The organism is Streptomyces sp. BA2, assembly GCF_009769735.1.
GTDB lineage: Bacteria > Actinomycetota > Actinomycetes > Streptomycetales > Streptomycetaceae > Streptomyces.
This window is the reverse complement of record NZ_WSRO01000002.1, coordinates 4,006,560-4,024,743: the sequence shown is the minus strand read 5'-3', so window position 1 is coordinate 4,024,743 and position 18,184 is coordinate 4,006,560. Positions and strand designations below refer to the sequence as shown.

Sequence of the window (18,184 nt, the reverse complement as noted above, 5' to 3'; positions counted from 1 at the left end):
AGGGAGAGATCCGCCGCGAAGCGGCGGGACAGTGTGCGACGACCCGCAGCGCCCCACCGGCCCGGTGGCAGACCGGGCCCCGCCCCCCCGCCCCCGGGGCAGGGCTACCGCGGCAGCGGGGACGGGTCCGGGGTGTGGTGGATTCGGCGGCGGCGTCGGCGTTTGATGAGGGCCCAGGGGCCTCGGGGGCCCGTGGGCATCGCGGCGGCGACCTCCGTGCCGCCCTCCGACGCGGCCTGCGCGGCGGCTCGGGCCACCGGCAGGAAGCCCTCGCGCCGCGACACGTCGGGGCGCTCCTCCTCCGGCCACAGCCCCAGCGCAGCGCACAGTGTCGGCAACACCGCCATCGCCGCGGTCGCGTACCCCTCCGCGGAGGGGTGGTAGTTGTCGGGTCCGAACAGCTCCCGCGGGTTCGCGAGGAACTCGGGGCCAAGGAGGTCACCGAGCGACACCGTCCGCCCGCCCTGCTCGACCACCCCGATCGTCTGCGCGGCAGCCAGCTGCCGCGACACCCGCCGCGCCATCCAGCGCAGGGGCTGGTAGACGTTCTCGACCGTCCCCAGGTCGGGGCACGTACCGACCACCACCTCCGCCCCCGCCGTCCGCAGCCGCCGCACCGCCGACGCCAGGAGCCGCACGGAGCGCGTCGCCGGCATCCGGTGCGTCACGTCGTTCGCGCCGATCATGATCACGCAGACGTCCGGCACCCAGGACGCGAGGTCCGAGAGAATCAGCGTCACCTGGCGGTCCAGGTCGTCCGACTGAGCACCCGGCAGCGCCACGTTCCGCAGCTCCACCGGCCGCTCGGCCACCGCCGCGAGCCCCGCCGCGAGCAGCGCGGCCGGCGTCTGCCTGGCCCGGTACACCCCCTGCCCCGCGGCGGTCGAATCGCCGAGCATCGCGAACCGCAAGGGCTCCTCGGCATCCGGCCGCTCCGCGTACCCCCAGCCGTAGCGCCCGTCGGCCCGCGGCGGAGCCGCATGCTCCCCGCTGTTCCCGACGGACCGCTTCGCCAGCTGCACCTCGGCGAGGACCACTCCCACGGTCGCCGCCCCGAGCAGCCCGATACCTCCGCCGCCGTACGCCGCGCCCGCGGCGATCCGCCGCGCCACCCTCGCCCTCGACATGCCCTGCAGCCACCTCCTCGTACCGCCCTACATCAACTCATTGCCCCGTAAGGACGGTCGGCCAATCGCGCGAGGAGGTGAACGACTGAACGGGAGCCTTACGCTGACGGCACCCATTCGTCGCACTACATCGCAGCCCGGAGACAACGGTGCAATTCCACGACTCGATGATCAGCCTCGTCGGCAACACCCCGCTGGTGAGGCTCAACAACGTGACCACGGGCATTCAGGCGACCGTCCTGGCCAAGGTCGAGTACTTCAACCCCGGCGGTTCCGTGAAGGACCGCATCGCGCTGCGCATGATCGAGGCGGCCGAGCAGAGCGGGGAGCTCAAGCCCGGCGGCACCATCGTCGAGCCGACCTCCGGCAACACCGGGGTCGGGCTCGCCATCGTGGCCCAGCAGAAGGGCTACAAGTGCATCTTCGTCTGCCCGGACAAGGTGTCGCTCGACAAGATCAACGTCCTGCGGGCGTACGGCGCCGACGTGGTCGTCTGCCCCACGGCCGTCGACCCCGGGCACCCGGACTCGTACTACAACGTCTCCGACCGCCTCGTGCGCGAGACCCCCGGCGCCTGGAAGCCCGACCAGTACAGCAACCCGAACAACCCCCTTTCCCACTACCACTCCACCGGCCCCGAGCTGTGGGAGCAGACGGAAGGGAAGATCACCCATTTCGTGGCCGGTATCGGGACCGGCGGCACCATCTCCGGGACGGGCGGATATCTGAAGGAGATCTCCAAGGGCGGCGTCACCGTCGTCGGTGCCGACCCCGAGGGGTCCGTGTACTCCGGGGGCTCCGGGCGGCCCTACCTCGTCGAGGGCGTCGGTGAGGACTTCTGGCCGACGGCGTACGACAGGAACGTGACCGACGAGATCATCGCGGTGTCCGACAAGGACTCCTTCCAGATGACGCGGCGGCTCGCCAAGGAGGAGGGGCTGCTCGTCGGTGGGTCCTGCGGCATGGCCGTCGTCGCCGCGCTGCGGGTCGCCGAGCGCCTCGGGCCCGACGACGTCGTGGTCGTGCTGCTGCCCGACTCCGGCCGCGGCTACATGAGCAAGATCTTCAGCGATGAATGGATGAACGACTACGGATTCCTGGAGCAGGCCGGCGACGCGCCTCGCGTCGGTGACGTACTGAGCCGCAAGGAGGGTGGCCGACTGCCCTCGCTCGTCCACATGCACCCGGAGGAGACGGTCGGCGAGGCCATCGACGTACTGCGTGAGTACGGCGTCTCGCAGATGCCCATCGTCAAGCCGGGCGCGGGCCACCCGGACGTGATGGCCGCCGAGGTCATCGGCTCCGTCGTCGAACGCGAGCTCCTGGACGCCCTGTTCACGCAGCGCGCCTCGCTCTCGGACCCGCTGGAGAAGCACATGTCGGACCCGCTGCCGCAGGTCGGCTCCGGCGAGCCGGTCGCCGACCTGATGTCGGTGCTCGGCGGGGCCGACGCGGCGATCGTCCTGGTCGAGGGCAAGCCGACCGGTGTGGTGAGCCGTCAGGACCTGCTGGCCTTCCTGGCGGAGCAGCAGGGACAGTAGCCGCGTGATGTGCCGTCGGCCATGGGGCGAACTTCGCGGAAGTGGTACGAGCGCGACACGTTCGCGCAGCACCCGCTTAACACGGCTCCGGCACATTGGTGGTTGTCGGCGTACAGGAACTCCGGAGCGGCTCCCGGACCTCTGAACGCCTGGACGCGGCCCGGTCCTGACCCGGCCGCAGTCCCTCGCGGGGACCGCCGTCGTCCCGCCCCCTGGGAAACCGGGGGTGCGGCGGTCCCCGCGCATGTACTTCGTATACGGTTCGGCGCCCTGGATCAGTGGATCAGTACCCCTGGATCTGCGCCGCCGCATGGCTCACCTGTGCCGTGTGCGTGACCCAGCCCGTGGCTGTCCGCAGGTGGAGTTGGAAGGCCGTCGGCTCGGGTGCGTAGCCCATGGGGCGGTCCGGGCTCAGGGCGAGGGAGCTCTGGAGCCACGTCGACGGGGCGGTCGACAGGGTGGTGCCCGCGTAGGCGCCCGTGGTCGGGCGGTGGACGTGGCCCGCGAGGACCCGGGCCACGTGGGGGTGGCGGGCCAGGACCTCGGCGAGGGCGTCGCCGTCGTCGAGGCGTATGCCGTCGAGGAACGGCATGCCGATGTCCGCCGGGGGGTGGTGCAGGCAGACCAGGGCGGGAATCTCGGGACGGGCCGCCAACGTCTCGTCCAGCCAGGCGAGTTGGGCCTCGCCGAGGTGGCCGTGTCCGGCGCCCGGCACGTTCGTGTCCAGGGCGATCAGCGTCAGGTCGGCGTACTCGACGGCGTACTGCGTGGAGTGCGTGCCGCCGAGCTGCGGCTCGCCGCCGAACGCCTTGACCAGTGCCGCCGGATCGTCGTGGTTTCCGGTCGTCAGGTGCAGGGGCAGCGGGAAGCCCGCGATGAGTTCGCGCAGCTGCTCGTACTCGTCGGGGCGGCCGTGTTCCGTCAGGTCGCCTGTGATCACGACGCAGGTGGGCCGGGGTTCGATCGCCAGGACGCGGGCGAGCGCACGGCGCAGGCCGGCTGCGGGCTCGGCGGCCAGCGGGCCGGTGGTGAGGTGCAGGTCACTGAGGTGTGCGACAGAAGTGGTCATGGAGGAACGGTCCGCCCCGGGCGGGGCCGCGCGCCACCGGTCCTGCTGACAGCGGAATCCCGCGACGGGCGCGGCCTCAGTCGTCCCACTCCGACTTCCGGCCGCGGTCCTTGCCGCGTCCGAAGTTCATGCCCCGCATCGAATGCACCGCGTTCACGCCGACGATGCCGCCCCAGGTGACGAACAGGCCAGGCAGGTCCGCGTTCACCACGCCGATCGCCGAGAGCGGGATCGCGAGGATCAGCGAGACGATGCCGAAGCCGAAGCGTTCGCCCCAGGAGTCCACGGGATTGCTCGGCGAGCGGGAGCCACGGGCCACGACCATCTGCTGCTCGGCCATGTGCCGGCGCATCCTCCGGTCGATGGTGCCGTCCAGGCGCTGCTCGACCTTCCCGAGGAAGGAGTCGACCAGCGCGGACTCGTACTCTTCGCCCAGCTCTCTGCGGGCATGCAGAGTGGCGTCGAGTTCTTTCTTGAGTTCGGCGTCACGGGTGTCCATGGTTTTTACGTTACGCAGCCGTCGTCGGCCTGGCAGTGGGGCTATCCCCCCTTTCCGCGGGGATGTGGGCCGCGGGGATGTGCGACGTGTCGCGCCGGGCGAGCAGCCAGTACAGGGCCGCCGGGACGACCAGGCCCACGATCCACGAGATGTCCGCGCCGCCGAGCGGCTCCACCAGGGGGCCGGTGTAGAAGTGCGTCACCAGGAAGGGCAGCTGGGCGAGCAGCCCCACTCCGTAGACCCCCAGCGCGTCCCAGCGCCAGGCTCCGTAGCGGCCGTGGGGGTCGGAGAGCGCCGGTATGTCGTAGCGCTCCTTGGAGATCAGGTAGTAGTCGACCAGGTTGCTAGATGCCTGCGAAAGTGCGTTTTCTAGCATGCCATTGACCTGCACGAACCGAGATGGCGTGCCCTAGGCGCTAAGCAGGTGCCCGTGATCGTGGAGCAGGTCGCGGACCTCCGGCACTTGCTGGAAGTCCTGTAGGCGTCGGAGAACGATGCGAGAGCGCTCGGCGGTGCGCTCACTGGCCACCTTGGAGGACAGCGACACAACGCGTCGGGCTTCCTGTGCGGCCTGCTCGGGTTCGTTGGCGTCGGCCAGAGCGATGGAGAGCCATGACCGGTACAGGGCGACTTCGCGAGCGTGCGTGACGTCATACCGGCCGAGAACGTCTGTCAGGAGCGGGACGGCTCGTAGCGGGCGGTGCAACTCAGTGAAGACTCGGGCGTCCATCACCTCCAGCTCTTCACGGCTCACCCAGTACGCCCACTGCGGTGCCGCCTCGTCGGTCGCCTCGGACAGAGCGTCGTGCGCCTCACCAAGCGCGCGCACGGCAGGCTGGGCCTCGCCTGCCCGCGTGTGAGCCCATGCCAGGCGGTCAAGGAAGAGGGCGCGCGTCTTGGGCGGCGCATCCGGTCCGGCCTCGTCCAGTGCCGCGCGGGCGAGGTCGATGCCCGAGCGCTCGTGTCCGGTGTTGCTGAACTGGTAGGCGAGACTTCCCGCGAGGTTGCCGACCAGAGTCGTGTCATCGGCCTGCCGCGCCGCTGTGATCCCTATGCGATAGGCCCGTTCCGCTTGGCCGTGCTGCCCGGCGTCGCTCGCGATCCAGCCAGCGATCTGGGCCAGTTCGCCGACCTGTGCGAGCAGGGCACGGCCGGTCTCCTCGGTGTGTGTGCTCTCTCGGTACAGCCGCAACGCCGAGTTGAGTTCACGGAAGGCAGCGCCCATCAGGTCGCCCCCGGCCAGGACATCATCGGCGAGCCGTAGGCCGTGGACCCGCGCAGCAAGGGCTGTTACCTCGTCGCCACCGATGCGGCGGCCCGTGCATGCCGAGAGTGGAGCGAAAGGGTCCCCGGGCGGCAGTAGCTCGGCGAGGGTGGCGGCAGGGCCCAAAGGGGGCCCCTCGACGTCCCCACGTGTGTAGGCGGCGGCCCGCTCCAGGTCGCTCGGTGGGACTCTCAGAGCTCCGGCGATGAAGGGGAGCCACGATTCCGGAAGGCGTTCTCCTCGCTCCCAGCGTGAGACCTCGTTCCGTGTCACGGACTGGACGCCGGACAGCGCGCATAGCTCCGCGGCGAGTTGCCGCTGACTCTTGTGGGCATCACGACGCAGCCGTGCCAGATAGGCACCGAACTGCTGTCGGCGGGTTTCGCTCACCTGCTGGCCCCCTTCCGCTCCTCAGTGTGGCCCCTCCCTGGCCCCCTGTCTGGCTCCTCTCGAAGGACAGCCAAGAACGCTTCGATGGGGTGAACGAAGATCCCCACGACCGCGTGAACGGCCGGGGGTGCGGTCAACCTGAGAGAGCAGGTCGACATGATGAATCAGACGCGGGTGCTGCCGTGGTCGACGCTGGAGGGGAAACCTTGCATTCTCGTGGGTCCGGGCACGGGCTTCATGGCGCGGATGGCCGACAACATCGAGAGTGTCCAACTGGGCATGGCGGGTGATCTGCTCGGGCATGCGGCAGACACGCTCGCTGACCGCAGGACCACGCCTGAGGAACTCCGCTTCATGGCCGCACGATTGACCGAATCGCTTCGGGAGGTCCACCGGATCGCGGAGAGCCGAGGAGATCGCTTGTCCACATTCGATCCTCCCGATGTGGACGACGGGGAGGACGACGAGCCGCAGTCCTCGGCGGGGACGATCGGATGAGCGGGGACGGCGTTAAGCGGGGTCGTTTTGCGTCGCTCGGATGGACGCTGGCGGCTATGCCCGCGATGGGCGTGCGTCATGTCGGCAAGTGTCTCGCCTGTGGTGAGCACTCGGTAGATACGGCTGAGCCGGATGAGGCGCAGTTGTGGTGTCTCCGGCACGCGGGCATGACGCGCCATGCCGGATTCGAGCTGACGGCGTTTCAGTTCTTCAGCGCCGCGATCACTGATCCTGCGGTGGATGAGGCAGGTTCGCCGACGTAGAGCAGGGCGGGGCTGGCGTGGCTTCACTCCGCCAGTCCCGCTCGTTCGACTCCCCCGGCCTGGAAGGGGAGGGCGGTAGGCGCTAGTTCCCCCGGCCTGCCGCTGCGGCCCCGGTTCTTCTTGTCGAGTGGGGAGAGCCGGGGTCGTGTCCTGCCCGGTGCCCATCTGGCCTCTTCTGTGCTGTTGGAGTGTGGGCCTGAGCTGGGGTAATGGTGCGCGGTGATCGCGCCGCCGGCCGCAGGGGCTTTGGGCGGGAGCTGCCATGGGGCGAGTGAACAGGGGGCCTTACGCTCGCCAGCGGATCGGGCAGTCTCTTGGAGCTGCCCGCATGAGCCCGATGGGCCCCCTGTTCTCCGAGGCTCGCCCCATGGTGGCTGCCTAAAGCCTCGAAGGCCGTCGGCCCCCGCCACATCTGGTGTATCGGTCAGGTTCCGTGCGCGCCCTTGAAGGACAGAGAAGAAGAGTTACGCCGATCCGGTCGGAGTGACCAGCGTGCGCTCGGGGTTGCCTGTGATCGCCGGGTGGTGGCCGTGCGGACGGGACCGGCCGAAGGCCGCACGCCCGGCCGGTGCGGCCGAAGCCGCCCGGCGCGCCGCAGGCGCGCCCTTGAGCAAGTAAAGCGAAGTTACGCCGATCCGGCTTGGCGGCAGACTCGATCTTCTTCTGCTCGCTGCAAGGGCACGCATGGACACTGACCGGGTGCCGCGTTGTGGCCTGGTGCCGCTCTGGTCCGCATGAGGCGCTAGAGCAGACCTCCCATGGGTGCCGCGCTCGGGAACTCAGTGGACCTTAAGAGGCGTTGGTCGGGATAGTGGTTGCACGAGCTGCTGGCCATCCCACCAACACAATCTTCGATCTCTCACACTCTCCCTCCTTCCTCCCTCAGATTCAGACGAGACGTTCGCTGCCCCGGCTTGGCGCGTCGGGTTCGGCCACAGAAGAGACGCCTTCCTGATCGTCTGTCCGGAAGAGGAGAGATCCCGTGGCTGCGCGTCCTGCCCGTCGTCGTCCGTCTCGTGCCCCGCGTCTGACCCGTGAGCAGTGGTTGGCTCTGCATGTGGGTCGGGCTCCGAAGATCACACCCGAGCAGTGGAGAAAGACCCAAGCCATATTGCGGAGTCGAGATAGAGCAGCCTCTGAATAGACGCGAGCCCCGATGACCTTCAAAGGCCATCGGGGCTCACGTCTGCTTTCGGTCTAATACGGCATCGGCTTCCACACAGGCACGATGGTGGCGTGATCGAAAGCGGCGCGCCCTCGTGTCTGTGACGGGTGGACGACGATTGCTTGCAGGTATTGACCGAGCAACGCGCGCTTCCCCTGGACTGTGGCGTCGTGCCACTCGGCCCGAACCTGATCCGGGGCCTTGGATCGCTGTGCGCGGTCGGCCTGTGCCCTGCGGGCCATACCCACACTGGCAAGAAGCTTCTTCTCCTGAGCCTCAAGCGCTGGGACGACGGCGAAGAAAGACTCAGGGCTGGTGGTTCCATCCCGCATACCTGCGCGCATCATCGCTAGTCGATTCTGCACGTCTTTCAGCTTGGCTACCTCGGGGCTCTCACGCTCGGGTTCGGGTAGCTGCTCACTCTCCGGCGGTTGGTTCTCTTCCAGGTGCTGAAAGAACAGATCCTCTATCAACCGATCCAACTTGGCCATGTCCCGCTGCGAGTTGCCGCATCCGCCGTTGGCCGGGCTGGAGCACTTATAGACGGTCCGGGCCCTGTTCCGCTTCGATGCCTTCAAGGCGATTCCGACCATTCGCCTATTGCATAGAGTTCCGTCCGTGCCGGGACGTGCGCACCGAAGAAGTCCGGAGAGAAGATACTTGCGCGTGCCCTGGCTTGTGAATTCCAAGCCTTCGTGGCGGCGCTCCATTTCGGCAATGAGGGATTCCCATTCGTCGATCGTGACTATGGCTTCCCATTGCCCCTGAATGTAGGAACCCTCTGCGTCACGCAGGGCCAGATCCTTGGGTGAGGGCGGCGCGTCCTGGTCGTCTTCGGCAGCCGCGGGGGCGCCCTCCGGATCTTCATCCGCTTCGTCGTCAGGTGCGAAGGACAGACGAAGATTGCCCCTGTAGGAAGCGATTCCCGCGACCCTCGGGGCGGTCATCATGCGCTTGATCGACTTGAGGTGCCAGCCCTTGCCCCCGGCTGGGGAGATGCCCGAATCGATGATGATCCGCGCCACGCTTGCCCAAGTCTCCCCGCTGATGAACGCGAGGATGGCCGTTCGTAGGGCTGTCGCTTCCTGAAGGTTCAGGGTGACGCGGTCCTCTTGCCATCCGAAGGGGCGGTTGGGCGGTAATCCTCGTCCCTCGTGGGCCCGTTGTCGCCGCTCACGTGCCACGCGTCGTGCGGTGTCGGCACTGCTCTTGTTGGCCATCGCTACCAATACCCGAGCCATGGCCTTGCCGTTCTCGGTCATGAGGTCCAACGCGCCCGTCACTCCGACAACGGGCCGCTTGAAGTGATCGACCAAATCGATCAAGTCTTCTAGGTCGCGAGGCTGGCGGGCTAATCGATCAAGGTCGTAAACGATGATCCCGTCGATCACACCGTCTTCGTAGTCCTGGAGCATCTGAAGGAACTCCGGGCGGATCACTCGCCAGACGCTTCGACCGTTCGGGAGCTGGATGCGCTTCTTCCGGTAGGCGCTTGTGTCGTTCTCCGGGTAGATCTTGCTGACCGTCCACCCGAGCTGCTTCGCCAGTGCCTTTACGTCCTCCGTCTGCCGTGTGACGCCCTTCTCTTCCTCGAACGGGTCGTCAGAGATCCTTACGTAGCCACCTGCACGCCGGGGCTTCCGGCTCCTCTGAACTGCCATGAGAACAACCTAGTTTGACGGGCAGCCAGGTTGATCGCCGACCACGGCGTGAAGAACGTCAGGAGGAAGAGAAGGAAGTCCTTGAAGGACGTCAGGAAGCTGTCCTTGCCGAGCAGCGCCACCACCGTGCCCGCGACCATGATCAGTGCGATGTACGCCGCCCTGCCGCGCGGCGAGAGGACCTTCTGGCCCCGGAATCCGCTGATGCTGGTCACCATCGACATGAAGCCGCCGTAGGTGTTGAGCACGTTGATCGTCAGCTTGCCGAGGGCGATCACGAAGTACAGGAACGACGCGATCAGGCCCGTGCCGCCCAGGCCGACCACGTATCCGACCTGGTTGGCGAGGAACGCCTCTCCCGCGCTCGCCGCCACCAGCACGCCGAACGTCATCGACCACTGCGAGCCGAGCGCCGACCCTGACAGGGTCCACCAGAAGGTGGCCCGCCCCGACGTCGTACGCGGCAGATAGCGCGAGTAGTCCGCGACGTAAGGGCCGAAGGCGAGCTGCCAGGACGCCGAGAGCGACACCGCGAGCAGGAACATCGGCAGGTCGAAGTGCGCGTCGTTCAGGAGTGCGGACAGGTCCACGCGGTCCAGGAGGCGGATGCCCAGGTAGATGAAGGCGAGGGCGCAGATCACGCTCGCCACTCGGCCCAGGACGTGGATCACGCGGTAGCCGACCGCCGCCACCACGGCCGTGACCACCGCGAAGATGATGATGCCGGTGGTGTCGTTCGTGTGCGTGAGCTGGGCCGTGGCCTGTCCGGCCAGGACGCTGCCGCTGGCGAAGAAGCCGACGTACATGAGGATGACGAGCAGGAGGGGTACGACGGCTCCCCGCACTCCGAACTGGGCGCGGGACTGGATCATCTGGGGCAGGCCGAGCTTCGGCCCCTGCGCGGAGTGCAGGGCCATCACGGCGCCGCCGAGCAGATTGCCCAGCAGGAGGCCGGTCACCGACCAGACCACGTCGCCGCCGAAGACGACGGCGAGTGCGCCGGTGACGACCGCGGTGATCTGGAGGTTGGCGCCGAGCCAGAGGGTGAACTGGCTGAACGCGGTGCCGTGCCGTTCGTCGTCGGGGACGACGTCGATGGAGCGCCGCTCCACGAGAGTGTCTGCCATGATCCGGGAACTCCCTGCTGCTGTACGAGCTACCTCTTGCTGGGGTGCCTGTCGGCGGGCCGGCGGGCTACTTCTTGCTGATCCCGTGCCGCGCCGCCCAGTCGTTCGCGACGTCCTCGGGGTCCTTCTTGTCCTTGTCCACCAGGCGGTTGAGTTCGGTGAGGTCCTTGGTCGTCAGGGCGTTGCCCAGGCGCCCGAGTGCCGCCCGCACCGTCGAGTCGGCCTTGCGGTCGGCGATGAGCGGGACGACGTGCTGGCCGGGGATCAGGTTCTTGGGGTCGGTGAGCACGACCCACTTCTCGGCGATGATGTCGGTGTCGGTGGTGAAGAGGTTCGCCACGTCGACATCGCCCTTGCGCAGGGCGCCCTTCACCAACGGACCCGAGGAATCAAGGGACTTGAACTCCTTGAACTCGACTCCGTAGACGTCCTTGAGGCCCACCGAGCCCACCGTGCGCTTCTTGACCTCGGGCGCCGCGCCGATGACGAGCTTGCCGTTGTGCTTCGCGAGGTCCCCGAGGGTCTTGAGGCCGTACTTGTCGGCGGTCTCCCGGGTGACGACGAAGGCGTCGGAGTCCTCGGCCTTGCCGTAGGGGAGGATCTGCAGGCCGCGCGGCAGGGCCATGGCGAGGGCGTTCTGCATCTCGCCCTCCTCGGTGGCCTTCGCCTTGGTGTCGAGGTAGTGCAGGAGCGCGCCCTGGTACTCGGGCAGGAGGTCGATGTCCCCGCCCTTGAGCGCGGGGATGAGGATCTCGCGGGTGCCGAGGTTGGGTCGGACGGTCGTCTTCACGCCCTCCGCTTCGAGAGCGGCCGCGTAGAGGTAGCCGAGTACCTGGTTCTCGGTGAAGTTGGCGGTGCCGATGGTGACGCCGTTCTTGCTGGAGCCACCGCCGGAGCCGCCGGAGCCGCCGCCGTCGAGAGAGGTGATGCCGCCGCTGCACGCGGCGAGCGCGGGGACGGAGGCCGCGGCGAAGAGTCCGCCGAGGAGTGTCCTGCGGTTGATGCTGCTGGAGGCCATCTGGTGTGCTCCTAGGCCGACTTGGCGGGGCGGTGGCGGAAGAGGGCGCGCTGCAGTGCGGAGAGCGCGAGATCGAGGACGACGGCGACGACCGCGACGAGCACGGCACCGCCGAGCACCTGCACGAGGTCGCGCTGGGCGAGCCCGTCGAAGACGTACCGGCCGAGCCCGCCGAAGGAGACGTACGCGGCGATGGTGGCCGTCGCGACGACCTGGATGAGCGCGAGCCGGAGCCCGGTCATGATCAGCGGGAGCGCGAGGGGCAGTTCGACCTGGAAGAGGACCTGGTGCCAGCGCATGCCCTGGCCGCGCGCGGCGTCCCGTACCTCCGGGTCGACGGCGGTCATCCCCGCGTAGGTGTTGGTGACGATGGAGGGGACGGCCAGCGCCACGAGGGCGATGTAGACGGGCCACATGGACAGCCCGCTGGCCAGGAAGACGAGGACGACGAGCCCGACGGTGGGCAGCGCGCGCCCGAAGCTGGAGAGGTTGATGGCGACGAAGGCACCGCGCCCGGTGTGCCCGATGAGCAGCCCGACCGGCAGCGCGATCGCGGCGGCGATCAGGGTGGCGAGCAGCGAGTACTGGAGGTGCTCGGCGAGGCGGTGCCCGATGCCGTCGGACCCGGCCCACTGTTCGCCGCTGACCAGCCAGGCGCCGAGGTCCTTGAAGAGTTCGTACATGTCACGCGCTCCTCTTGCGGCGGGTCCAGGGAGTCAGGACGTACTGGAGGGTGACGAGCAGCGCGTCCGCGACGAGCGCGAGGAGCAGGGTCAGGACCACGCCGACGATGACGGGGGTCGGGAAGTTGCGCTGGAACCCGTCGGTGAAGAGCTGGCCGAGGCCGCCGTCGCCGATGTACGTGGCCACGGAGACGAGGGAGATCGCCATGACCGTCGCGATCCGTACGCCCGCCATGATCACCGGGAGGGCGAGGGGGAGTTCGACGGTGAGGAGGGTGCGCAGGGGCCGGGTGCCCATGGCCTTGGCGGCTTCCTTCGTCTTCGCGGGGACGGAGTCGAGGCCCTCGACGGTGTTCCGCAGGAGCACGACGAGCGTGTAGATCGTCAGGCCGATGACGGTGGTGGTGCGGGTGAGCCCGCCGACCGGCAGGAGCAGCACGAAGATCGCGATGGACGGGATGGTGAACAGGACGTTCGACAGGCCGAGGAGCAGTCCGCGCAGGGGGCGCACGCGGTGGGCGACGACGGCCAGGGGGAGCGAGATGAGCAGGCCGAGGAGTACGGAGGTGAGGGCGGCCTGGAGGTGGGAGAGGGTGAGGGTGGTGAGGTCGTCGGTGTGGTCGGCTATCCACGACCAGTCGACGGTCACGGGGTGCGGTCCGCTGCGGCGGGGGCGGTGGTGGCCTCTGGGTCTGTGCCGTCCTTGGTCGCTTGCGCCCGCGCGGCGGAGCCGCACATGTCAGAGCCCCGCGCCCCTTCCAGGGGCGCCCCGTCAGGGGCGCGGGGAACTGCGCGATCAGCCCCCACCGGCCCGCAGACTGCCCGACCACTCTCGTGCGCCGCGCCCGCGTGGGCGTGGATGTCCTCCCGTGACGTCACCCCGGTCAGGGCGCCCGTCTCGTCGACCCGGGCCACGAGGCCGTTCGGGGCGGACAGGGACTCGTTCAGCGCCGACAGCAGCGAGTCCGTGTCGTGCAACGGGCGTACGGGGACGTCCGCGGCCTCGCCGTCCTTGTGCCGCCAGGTCAGCGGTGCCCCCGCCGAGTCCAAGCGCAGCGTCCACGCGCCGCCCTCCGGGGCCGGGGCCTGCGGGACCTCCGCGAGCGTCGTCAGGGAGAGCAGCTTCAGGCCGCGCTCGGCGCCCAGGAAGTCCGCGACGAAGTCGTCCGCGGGGCGGGCCAGGAGCTCGGCGGGGCTCGCGCACTGCACGAGGTGGCCGCCGGTGCGGAAGACGGCTATGCGGTCACCGAGCCGTACCGCCTCGTCGATGTCGTGCGTGACGAAGACGATGGTCTTGTTCAACTCCCGCTGGAGGCGCAGGAGTTCGTCCTGGAGCTGGGTGCGCACCACGGGGTCGACCGCGCCGAACGGCTCGTCCATCAGGAGTACCGGCGGGTCGGCGGCGAGCGCTCGGGCCACGCCGACGCGCTGCTGCTGGCCTCCGGAGAGCTGGTGCGGGTAGCGCTTCCCGGCGTCGGCGGTGAGGCCGACCGTCTCCAGGAGCTCCGCCGCCCGCGCCCGCGCCTTCCTGCGGCCCCAGCCGAGCAGCAGCGGCACCGTCGCGATGTTGTCCAGGACGGTGCGGTGCGGGAAGAGCCCGGACTGCTGGATCACGTACCCGATGGAGCGGCGGAGCTCGGCGGCGTCCTGCTCCAGGACGTCCTTGCCGCCCACCCTGATCGTCCCGGAGGTCGGATCGACCATTCGGTTGATCATGCGGAGCGTCGTCGTCTTGCCGCAACCGGAAGATCCGACGAGGACGGTCACGCCCCCTTCCGGCATCTCAAGGGTCAGGTCGTGGACCGCGGTTGTGCCGTTCGGGAAGCGCTTGTGGACCGTATCGAATTGGATCATGAGGAGTCCCTTGCCCGGCTGTATATCGTCATGCAGAGTTCTCGTTGACTGAATAGATTGTCAATAGCTTGTCCACGCCCCGGCGTAAATCACTGGTAACGAGTGGTCGCAGGGCAAGACGGAGCGTCCGGTTGAGGAGGGTTTACGAGTGATGTCGTCTCGTATCGCGGACAGGGCACCTGCCAGGGCGACCGACGACAGCGGCTCGGTCGTCGTCCTGGACGGCCGCGGACTGATGGTCGCAGATGTCGTACGCATGGCCGAATCCACCGCAAAGCCCGTTCCCGGAACGGACGGGATGAAGCGAGTCGAGGCCTCGTGGAACGCCGCGCGGGAGATCGCCTCCTGGGGTCGCGTCTACGGCCGCTCCACCGGAGTGGGCGCCAACCGGAATGAGTCCGTGCCCACCGAGGCGGCCTCCGACCACGGTCTGCGGCTGCTGCGCAGCCACGCCGGAGCGATCGGCGACGAGCTGCCCGCGCGGCAGGTGCGCGCGATGCTCGCGGTCCGCGCCAACCAGCTGCTCGCGGGCGGCGCGGGCCTGCGCCCGACCGTCGTCACGGCCCTCTGCCAGGCCCTGGAAACCGGCGCGTACCCCAGGGTCAACGAATTCGGCTCGGTCGGCACGGGCGACATCGCCGCGCTCGCGCAGATGGGCCTCGCGCTCGCGGGCGAGCACCCCTGGCAGGGAACGGGCGCCGCCCCCGCGCCGCAGCCCCTCGACAACAACGACGCCCTCGCCCTGATCAGCAGCAACGCCCTCACCCTCGGCCAGTCGGCGCTCGCCCTGCACGAACTGCGCGGCCTGATCGCGGCGACGCAGGTGGTGGCGGCGCTGACCCTGATGGCGGTCGACGGTTCGTACGAGGCGTACGCACTGCCCGTGCACGAGGCGCGGCGCCACACGGGTTCGTACATGGTCGCCGAACGGATGCGGCTGATCCTCGGCGCGCCCGACCGCCCCACGCCACCGCTCGGCCGGATCCAGGACCCGTACGGCCTGCGCTGCGTGCCGCAGATCCACGGGCCCGCGCACGACGCGGCGGACGCCCTTGAGGACGTCCTCACGGTGGAGATCAACGCGGCGGCGGAAAACCCGCTGATCTCGGCGGAGGACATGGCGGCCTACCACCACGGCGGCTTCTATCTCGCTCAACTCGCCCTGTCCCTGGACCACTTCAGGCTCGCGATGACCCAGGCGGCCCGCCTGTCGACGTCCCGTCTCTCCACGCTGAACGAACCGGGCTTCACCCGCCTTCGCCCCTTCCTCGCGGACGGTGAACCGGCGTCGTCGGGCGTGATGATCCTGGAGTACGCGGCCGGCGCGGCGCTGGGCGACCTGCGGGCCTTCTCCGCCCCCGCCTCCCTCGGCCACGCGGTGCTTTCCCGCGGCGTCGAGGAGCAGGCCAGCTTCGCCTCGCTCGCGGCGCGGCAGACGCTGCGGGCGTGCGAGGCGTACCGCCTGGTGGTGGGCTGCGAACTCGTCGCGGCGATAAGGGCGTTGAGGCAGCGGGACATGCGACTCGACCCGGAGCTGCCCGTCGGCCGGGCCTTCGAGCTCGCGGACTCGGTACTGGAGGCGGAGCTCGCCGACCGGCCGTTGACGGATGATGTGACGGCGGCAGCCGGGCTGCTCGACCGGTTCACGGAGCTGTGGTCAAACCTGGGTGAGAGTCAGGGTGTTGTGAGGGGAACGGTATGAGTGACAGTCCTGCGGCGCGGCTGCAAGTGCTCTTCGAGGGCCACCGGCTCACGCCCACGCAGCGGCGCATCGCGCACTGCATGGTGCGGCGGGCTGGGGACGTCCCCTTCCTCTCCAGCGTCGAACTGGCGGAACTTGCCGGGGTGAGCCAGCCTTCCGTCACCCGTTTCGCGGTGGCGCTCGGCTTCGACGGATACCCGGCGCTGCGCAGGCACCTGCGGGATCTCGCGCCCGCGGAGGAGGCGGGCGAGGCCTCCCTCAACGAGTACCAGCAGGCGGTCGAGGCGGAGATCGCGAACCTCCGGCACCTGGCGGAGGTGCTCGCCGACCCGGCGCCGGTGGAGCGCGCCGGGCGGCTCCTCGCCTCCTCCCGCCCGCTCCCCGTCCTAGGCCTGCGAGCCGCCGCCTCCCAGGCGTACGGCTTCTCGTACTTCGCGGCGAAGGTCCACCCCGACGTACGCCTCCTCGACGAGGGCGGCACGATGCTCGCCGACCGGATCGACGCGGCGGTACGGGCGGGAGCCTCGGCCCTCCTCTGCTTCGCGCTGCCTCGGCATCCGCGGGAGGTGGTGGACGCGCTGGCTTACGCGCAGGCTGCGGGGCTCTCCGTGGTGACGGTGGCGGACTCGGCGTTCGCCCCTGTCGCGGCGCACTCCGACCTCCTCCTCCCGGCGGCGGTCGGAACGGGCCTCGCCTTCGACACGGCGTGCGCGCCGATGCTGCTGGGGCGGGTGCTCCTGGAGGCGATGTGCGACGGGCTGCCTGATGCGCAGGCGCGGCTTGAGGAGTTTGATGCGGGGGCGGCGGCGCGGGGGTTGTTCGTGGAGTAGGGACAACCGGGCGGCCCCGGCGCCAACTCGACGCCGGGGCACCAAAGCCCCCCGCCCTGGCAGCCGGCAACCCTCAGTCCTCGCCCCGCGTCTTCATCACCACCTTGTTGACCACCCAGAGGCCGACCCCGATGGCGACGAGGATGCCCGCCCGGATGTAGACCTCCGCGGGCCGGTCCGCCAGGGGGCTCGCCAGGATCAGGGCGGTGATCGCGCCAAGCACCGGCAGCACCGTCGGCGTACGGAAGTGCTCGTGGTCCACCCGGTCCCTGCGCAGGACCAGGACCGACACATTGACCACCGCGAACACGCACAGCAGCAGGAACGCCGTCGTGTCGCCGAGGCCCTCGATCTCGCCCGTCGACACCAGGCCGACGGCGAGGAGCGAGACGAAGACGATGCCCACCCAGGGCGTCTTGCGGCGGGCCAGGACCCGGCCCATCGCGCGCGGCAGGATGCGCTCGTTGGCCATGCCGTAACAGAGCCGCGAGGCCATCATGATGTTGATCAGCGCCGAGTTGGTGACCGCGAACAGGGCGATCAGGGCGAAGAGTTTGTGCGGGAAGTCGATGCCGCCCGCTTTCACGACCTCCAGGAGCGGACCGCTCGATCCCTCAAGCACCTTGTAGTCCACGAGCAGCGACGACACCAGCGCCACCAGGACGTAGATCGTGCCCGTCACCGCGACACCGATGAAGATCGCCCGCGGGAACGTACGTGTCGGATCCTTCGTCTCCTCGGCCATGTTCACCGAGTCCTCGAAGCCGACGAACGCGAAGAAGCCGAGCGCGGTCGCCCCGAGGATGCCGGTGAGCAGCGCGTAGCCCGTGCCGCCCCCCGGGGATTCGAAGTCTGTGAGGCGCCCGGGATCCCCGTCCCCGCTCAGGACCGCGTACGCGCCGATCGCGAGGATGATGACCAGGCCCGTCAGCTCGACGAGCGTGAGGACCACGTTCGTCTTCACCGACTCGGCGACGCCCCGCAGGTTCAGCGCCGCGAGCGCGAGGATGAAGAGGATCGCGATCAGCGTCGGCGGGAGCGCGTCGCTCGTCAGCTCGCTCAGGTAGTCGCCGCTGAAGGCGCGCGCCGCCGCGCTCGCCGACGAGAGCCCCGATGCCATCACCATGAACGCGACGATGAAGGTGAGGAAGGGGACCTTGAAGGCCTTCTGCGTGTAGAGCGCGGCGCCCGCCGCCTTCGGATACTTGCCGACCAGCTCCACGTACGACGCCGCCGTCAGGATCGCCACGACGAAGCCGATCGCGAACGGCAGCCACAGCGCGCCGCCGACCTTCCCCGCGACCTTGCCGGTGGTGGCGTAGATGCCGGTGCCGAGGATGTCGCCGATCACGAAGAGGATCAGGAGCTTGGGGCCGATCGCGCGGTGCAGCGCGGGCTCTCCGGAGGGTGGCGGTGTATCGGTGGCCGTGCCGGATGTCGTCACAGGATCATCTCCCCCGAGGGTGTGCCTGGAGGGAGCATCTGCCCCGGAA

Annotated in this window: 15 protein-coding genes and 2 pseudogenes; 5 read left to right on the top strand and 12 right to left on the bottom strand. The window is 69.1% G+C overall.

Annotated elements, in window-relative coordinates; genetic code table 11:
• Window positions 1–104: 104 nt before the first annotated feature.
• Complete coding sequence (locus E5671_RS20700; protein WP_202121197.1) at window positions 105–1,127, bottom strand: SGNH/GDSL hydrolase family protein; 1,023 nt, start codon at window positions 1,125–1,127, stop codon at window positions 105–107.
• 149 nt (window positions 1,128–1,276) lie between these two features.
• Here E5671_RS20700 and E5671_RS20695 point away from each other — a divergent pair, with 149 nt between their 5' ends.
• Complete coding sequence (locus E5671_RS20695; protein ID WP_160505447.1) at window positions 1,277–2,668, top strand: cystathionine beta-synthase; 1,392 nt, start codon at window positions 1,277–1,279, stop codon at window positions 2,666–2,668.
• Window positions 2,669–2,951: 283 nt separating this feature from the next.
• Here E5671_RS20695 and E5671_RS20690 read toward each other — a convergent pair whose 3' ends face one another.
• The 4 genes and pseudogenes from E5671_RS20690 to E5671_RS20675 form a co-directional block, all read right to left on the bottom strand.
• Window positions 2,952–3,737, bottom strand: coding sequence for a phosphodiesterase (locus E5671_RS20690; RefSeq protein ID WP_160505446.1), 786 nt, complete (start codon window positions 3,735–3,737; stop codon window positions 2,952–2,954).
• Window positions 3,738–3,813: 76 nt separating this feature from the next.
• Entirely contained in the window at window positions 3,814–4,236 is a 423-nt protein-coding gene (locus E5671_RS20685; RefSeq protein WP_160505445.1) for a hypothetical protein, read from the bottom strand.
• A gap of 10 nt (window positions 4,237–4,246) precedes the next feature.
• Window positions 4,247–4,579 (bottom strand): annotated as a pseudogene (locus tag E5671_RS20680) (cytosine permease); the annotation flags it as partial.
• Window positions 4,580–4,645: 66 nt separating this feature from the next.
• Window positions 4,646–5,890 carry a helix-turn-helix domain-containing protein gene (locus tag E5671_RS20675; RefSeq protein WP_160505444.1) on the bottom strand — a complete coding sequence of 415 codons (1,245 nt, stop codon included), beginning with the start codon at window positions 5,888–5,890 and terminating at the stop codon, window positions 4,646–4,648.
• Between the two features lie 156 nt (window positions 5,891–6,046).
• Here E5671_RS20675 and E5671_RS20670 point away from each other — a divergent pair, with 156 nt between their 5' ends.
• Both E5671_RS20670 and E5671_RS20665 read left to right on the top strand, forming a co-directional pair.
• Window positions 6,047–6,388 (top strand): hypothetical protein, encoded by a 342-nt coding sequence (locus E5671_RS20670; protein WP_160505443.1) that lies wholly within the window; start codon window positions 6,047–6,049, stop codon window positions 6,386–6,388.
• The gene (locus E5671_RS20665) at window positions 6,385–6,651 is read left to right on the top strand and encodes a DUF7848 domain-containing protein (RefSeq protein ID WP_443032664.1); all 267 of its coding nucleotides are present in this window, start codon (window positions 6,385–6,387) and stop codon (window positions 6,649–6,651) included. Before E5671_RS20670 ends, E5671_RS20665 begins: the two co-directional genes overlap by 4 nt.
• Before the next feature lie 1,197 nt (window positions 6,652–7,848).
• On the opposite strand, the gene E5671_RS20660 is transcribed toward E5671_RS20665, so the two are convergent.
• From E5671_RS20660 to E5671_RS20635, 6 genes and pseudogenes are all read right to left on the bottom strand, one after another.
• Window positions 7,849–9,477, bottom strand: coding sequence for a recombinase family protein (locus E5671_RS20660; protein WP_160505441.1), 1,629 nt, complete (start codon window positions 9,475–9,477; stop codon window positions 7,849–7,851).
• A gap of 26 nt (window positions 9,478–9,503) precedes the next feature.
• Window positions 9,504–10,604 (bottom strand): annotated as a pseudogene (locus E5671_RS20655) (purine-cytosine permease family protein); the annotation flags it as partial.
• Between the two features lie 67 nt (window positions 10,605–10,671).
• Entirely contained in the window at window positions 10,672–11,607 is a 936-nt protein-coding gene (locus E5671_RS20650) for a glycine betaine ABC transporter substrate-binding protein (protein WP_160510310.1), read from the bottom strand.
• Window positions 11,608–11,633: 26 nt separating this feature from the next.
• Window positions 11,634–12,305: an ABC transporter permease gene (locus E5671_RS20645; protein WP_160505440.1), complete on the bottom strand. Its 672-nt coding sequence runs from the start codon at window positions 12,303–12,305 to the stop codon at window positions 11,634–11,636.
• A 1-nt stretch (window position 12,306) separates the two neighbouring features.
• Window positions 12,307–12,954: an ABC transporter permease subunit gene (locus E5671_RS20640; RefSeq protein ID WP_160505439.1), complete on the bottom strand. Its 648-nt coding sequence runs from the start codon at window positions 12,952–12,954 to the stop codon at window positions 12,307–12,309.
• Window positions 12,951–14,159 (bottom strand): ABC transporter ATP-binding protein, encoded by a 1,209-nt coding sequence (locus E5671_RS20635; protein ID WP_237330205.1) that lies wholly within the window; start codon window positions 14,157–14,159, stop codon window positions 12,951–12,953. Before E5671_RS20635 ends, E5671_RS20640 begins: the two co-directional genes overlap by 4 nt.
• A 151-nt stretch (window positions 14,160–14,310) precedes the next feature.
• Here E5671_RS20635 and E5671_RS20630 point away from each other — a divergent pair, with 151 nt between their 5' ends.
• Both E5671_RS20630 and E5671_RS20625 read left to right on the top strand, forming a co-directional pair.
• Window positions 14,311–15,861: an aromatic amino acid ammonia-lyase gene (locus E5671_RS20630; RefSeq protein WP_160505438.1), complete on the top strand. Its 1,551-nt coding sequence runs from the start codon at window positions 14,311–14,313 to the stop codon at window positions 15,859–15,861.
• Window positions 15,858–16,691 (top strand): MurR/RpiR family transcriptional regulator, encoded by an 834-nt coding sequence (locus tag E5671_RS20625; RefSeq protein ID WP_160505437.1) that lies wholly within the window; start codon window positions 15,858–15,860, stop codon window positions 16,689–16,691. The genes E5671_RS20630 and E5671_RS20625 overlap by 4 nt, the downstream gene beginning before the upstream one ends.
• A 73-nt stretch (window positions 16,692–16,764) precedes the next feature.
• On the opposite strand, the gene E5671_RS20620 is transcribed toward E5671_RS20625, so the two are convergent.
• The gene (locus E5671_RS20620; protein ID WP_160505436.1) at window positions 16,765–18,135 is read right to left on the bottom strand and encodes an APC family permease; all 1,371 of its coding nucleotides are present in this window, start codon (window positions 18,133–18,135) and stop codon (window positions 16,765–16,767) included.
• Window positions 18,136–18,184 lie beyond the last annotated feature (49 nt).

What these genes read in the sequence shown, in the direction of transcription:
- E5671_RS20670 (WP_160505443.1), top strand. Translation starts at nt 6,047, where the DNA reads ATGATGAATCAGACGCGGGTGCTGCCGTGGTCGACGCTGGAGGGGAAA.
- E5671_RS20625 (WP_160505437.1), top strand. Translation starts at nt 15,858, where the DNA reads ATGAGTGACAGTCCTGCGGCGCGGCTGCAAGTGCTCTTCGAGGGCCAC.
- E5671_RS20700 (WP_202121197.1), bottom strand. Translation starts at nt 1,127, where the DNA reads ATGTCGAGGGCGAGGGTGGCGCGGCGGATCGCCGCGGGCGCGGCGTAC.
- E5671_RS20630 (WP_160505438.1), top strand. Translation starts at nt 14,311, where the DNA reads ATGTCGTCTCGTATCGCGGACAGGGCACCTGCCAGGGCGACCGACGAC.
- E5671_RS20660 (WP_160505441.1), bottom strand. Translation starts at nt 9,477, where the DNA reads ATGGCAGTTCAGAGGAGCCGGAAGCCCCGGCGTGCAGGTGGCTACGTA.
- E5671_RS20665 (WP_443032664.1), top strand. Translation starts at nt 6,385, where the DNA reads ATGAGCGGGGACGGCGTTAAGCGGGGTCGTTTTGCGTCGCTCGGATGG.
- E5671_RS20690 (WP_160505446.1), bottom strand. Translation starts at nt 3,737, where the DNA reads ATGACCACTTCTGTCGCACACCTCAGTGACCTGCACCTCACCACCGGC.
- E5671_RS20635 (WP_237330205.1), bottom strand. Translation starts at nt 14,159, where the DNA reads ATGATCCAATTCGATACGGTCCACAAGCGCTTCCCGAACGGCACAACC.
- E5671_RS20645 (WP_160505440.1), bottom strand. Translation starts at nt 12,305, where the DNA reads ATGTACGAACTCTTCAAGGACCTCGGCGCCTGGCTGGTCAGCGGCGAA.
- E5671_RS20685 (WP_160505445.1), bottom strand. Translation starts at nt 4,236, where the DNA reads ATGGACACCCGTGACGCCGAACTCAAGAAAGAACTCGACGCCACTCTG.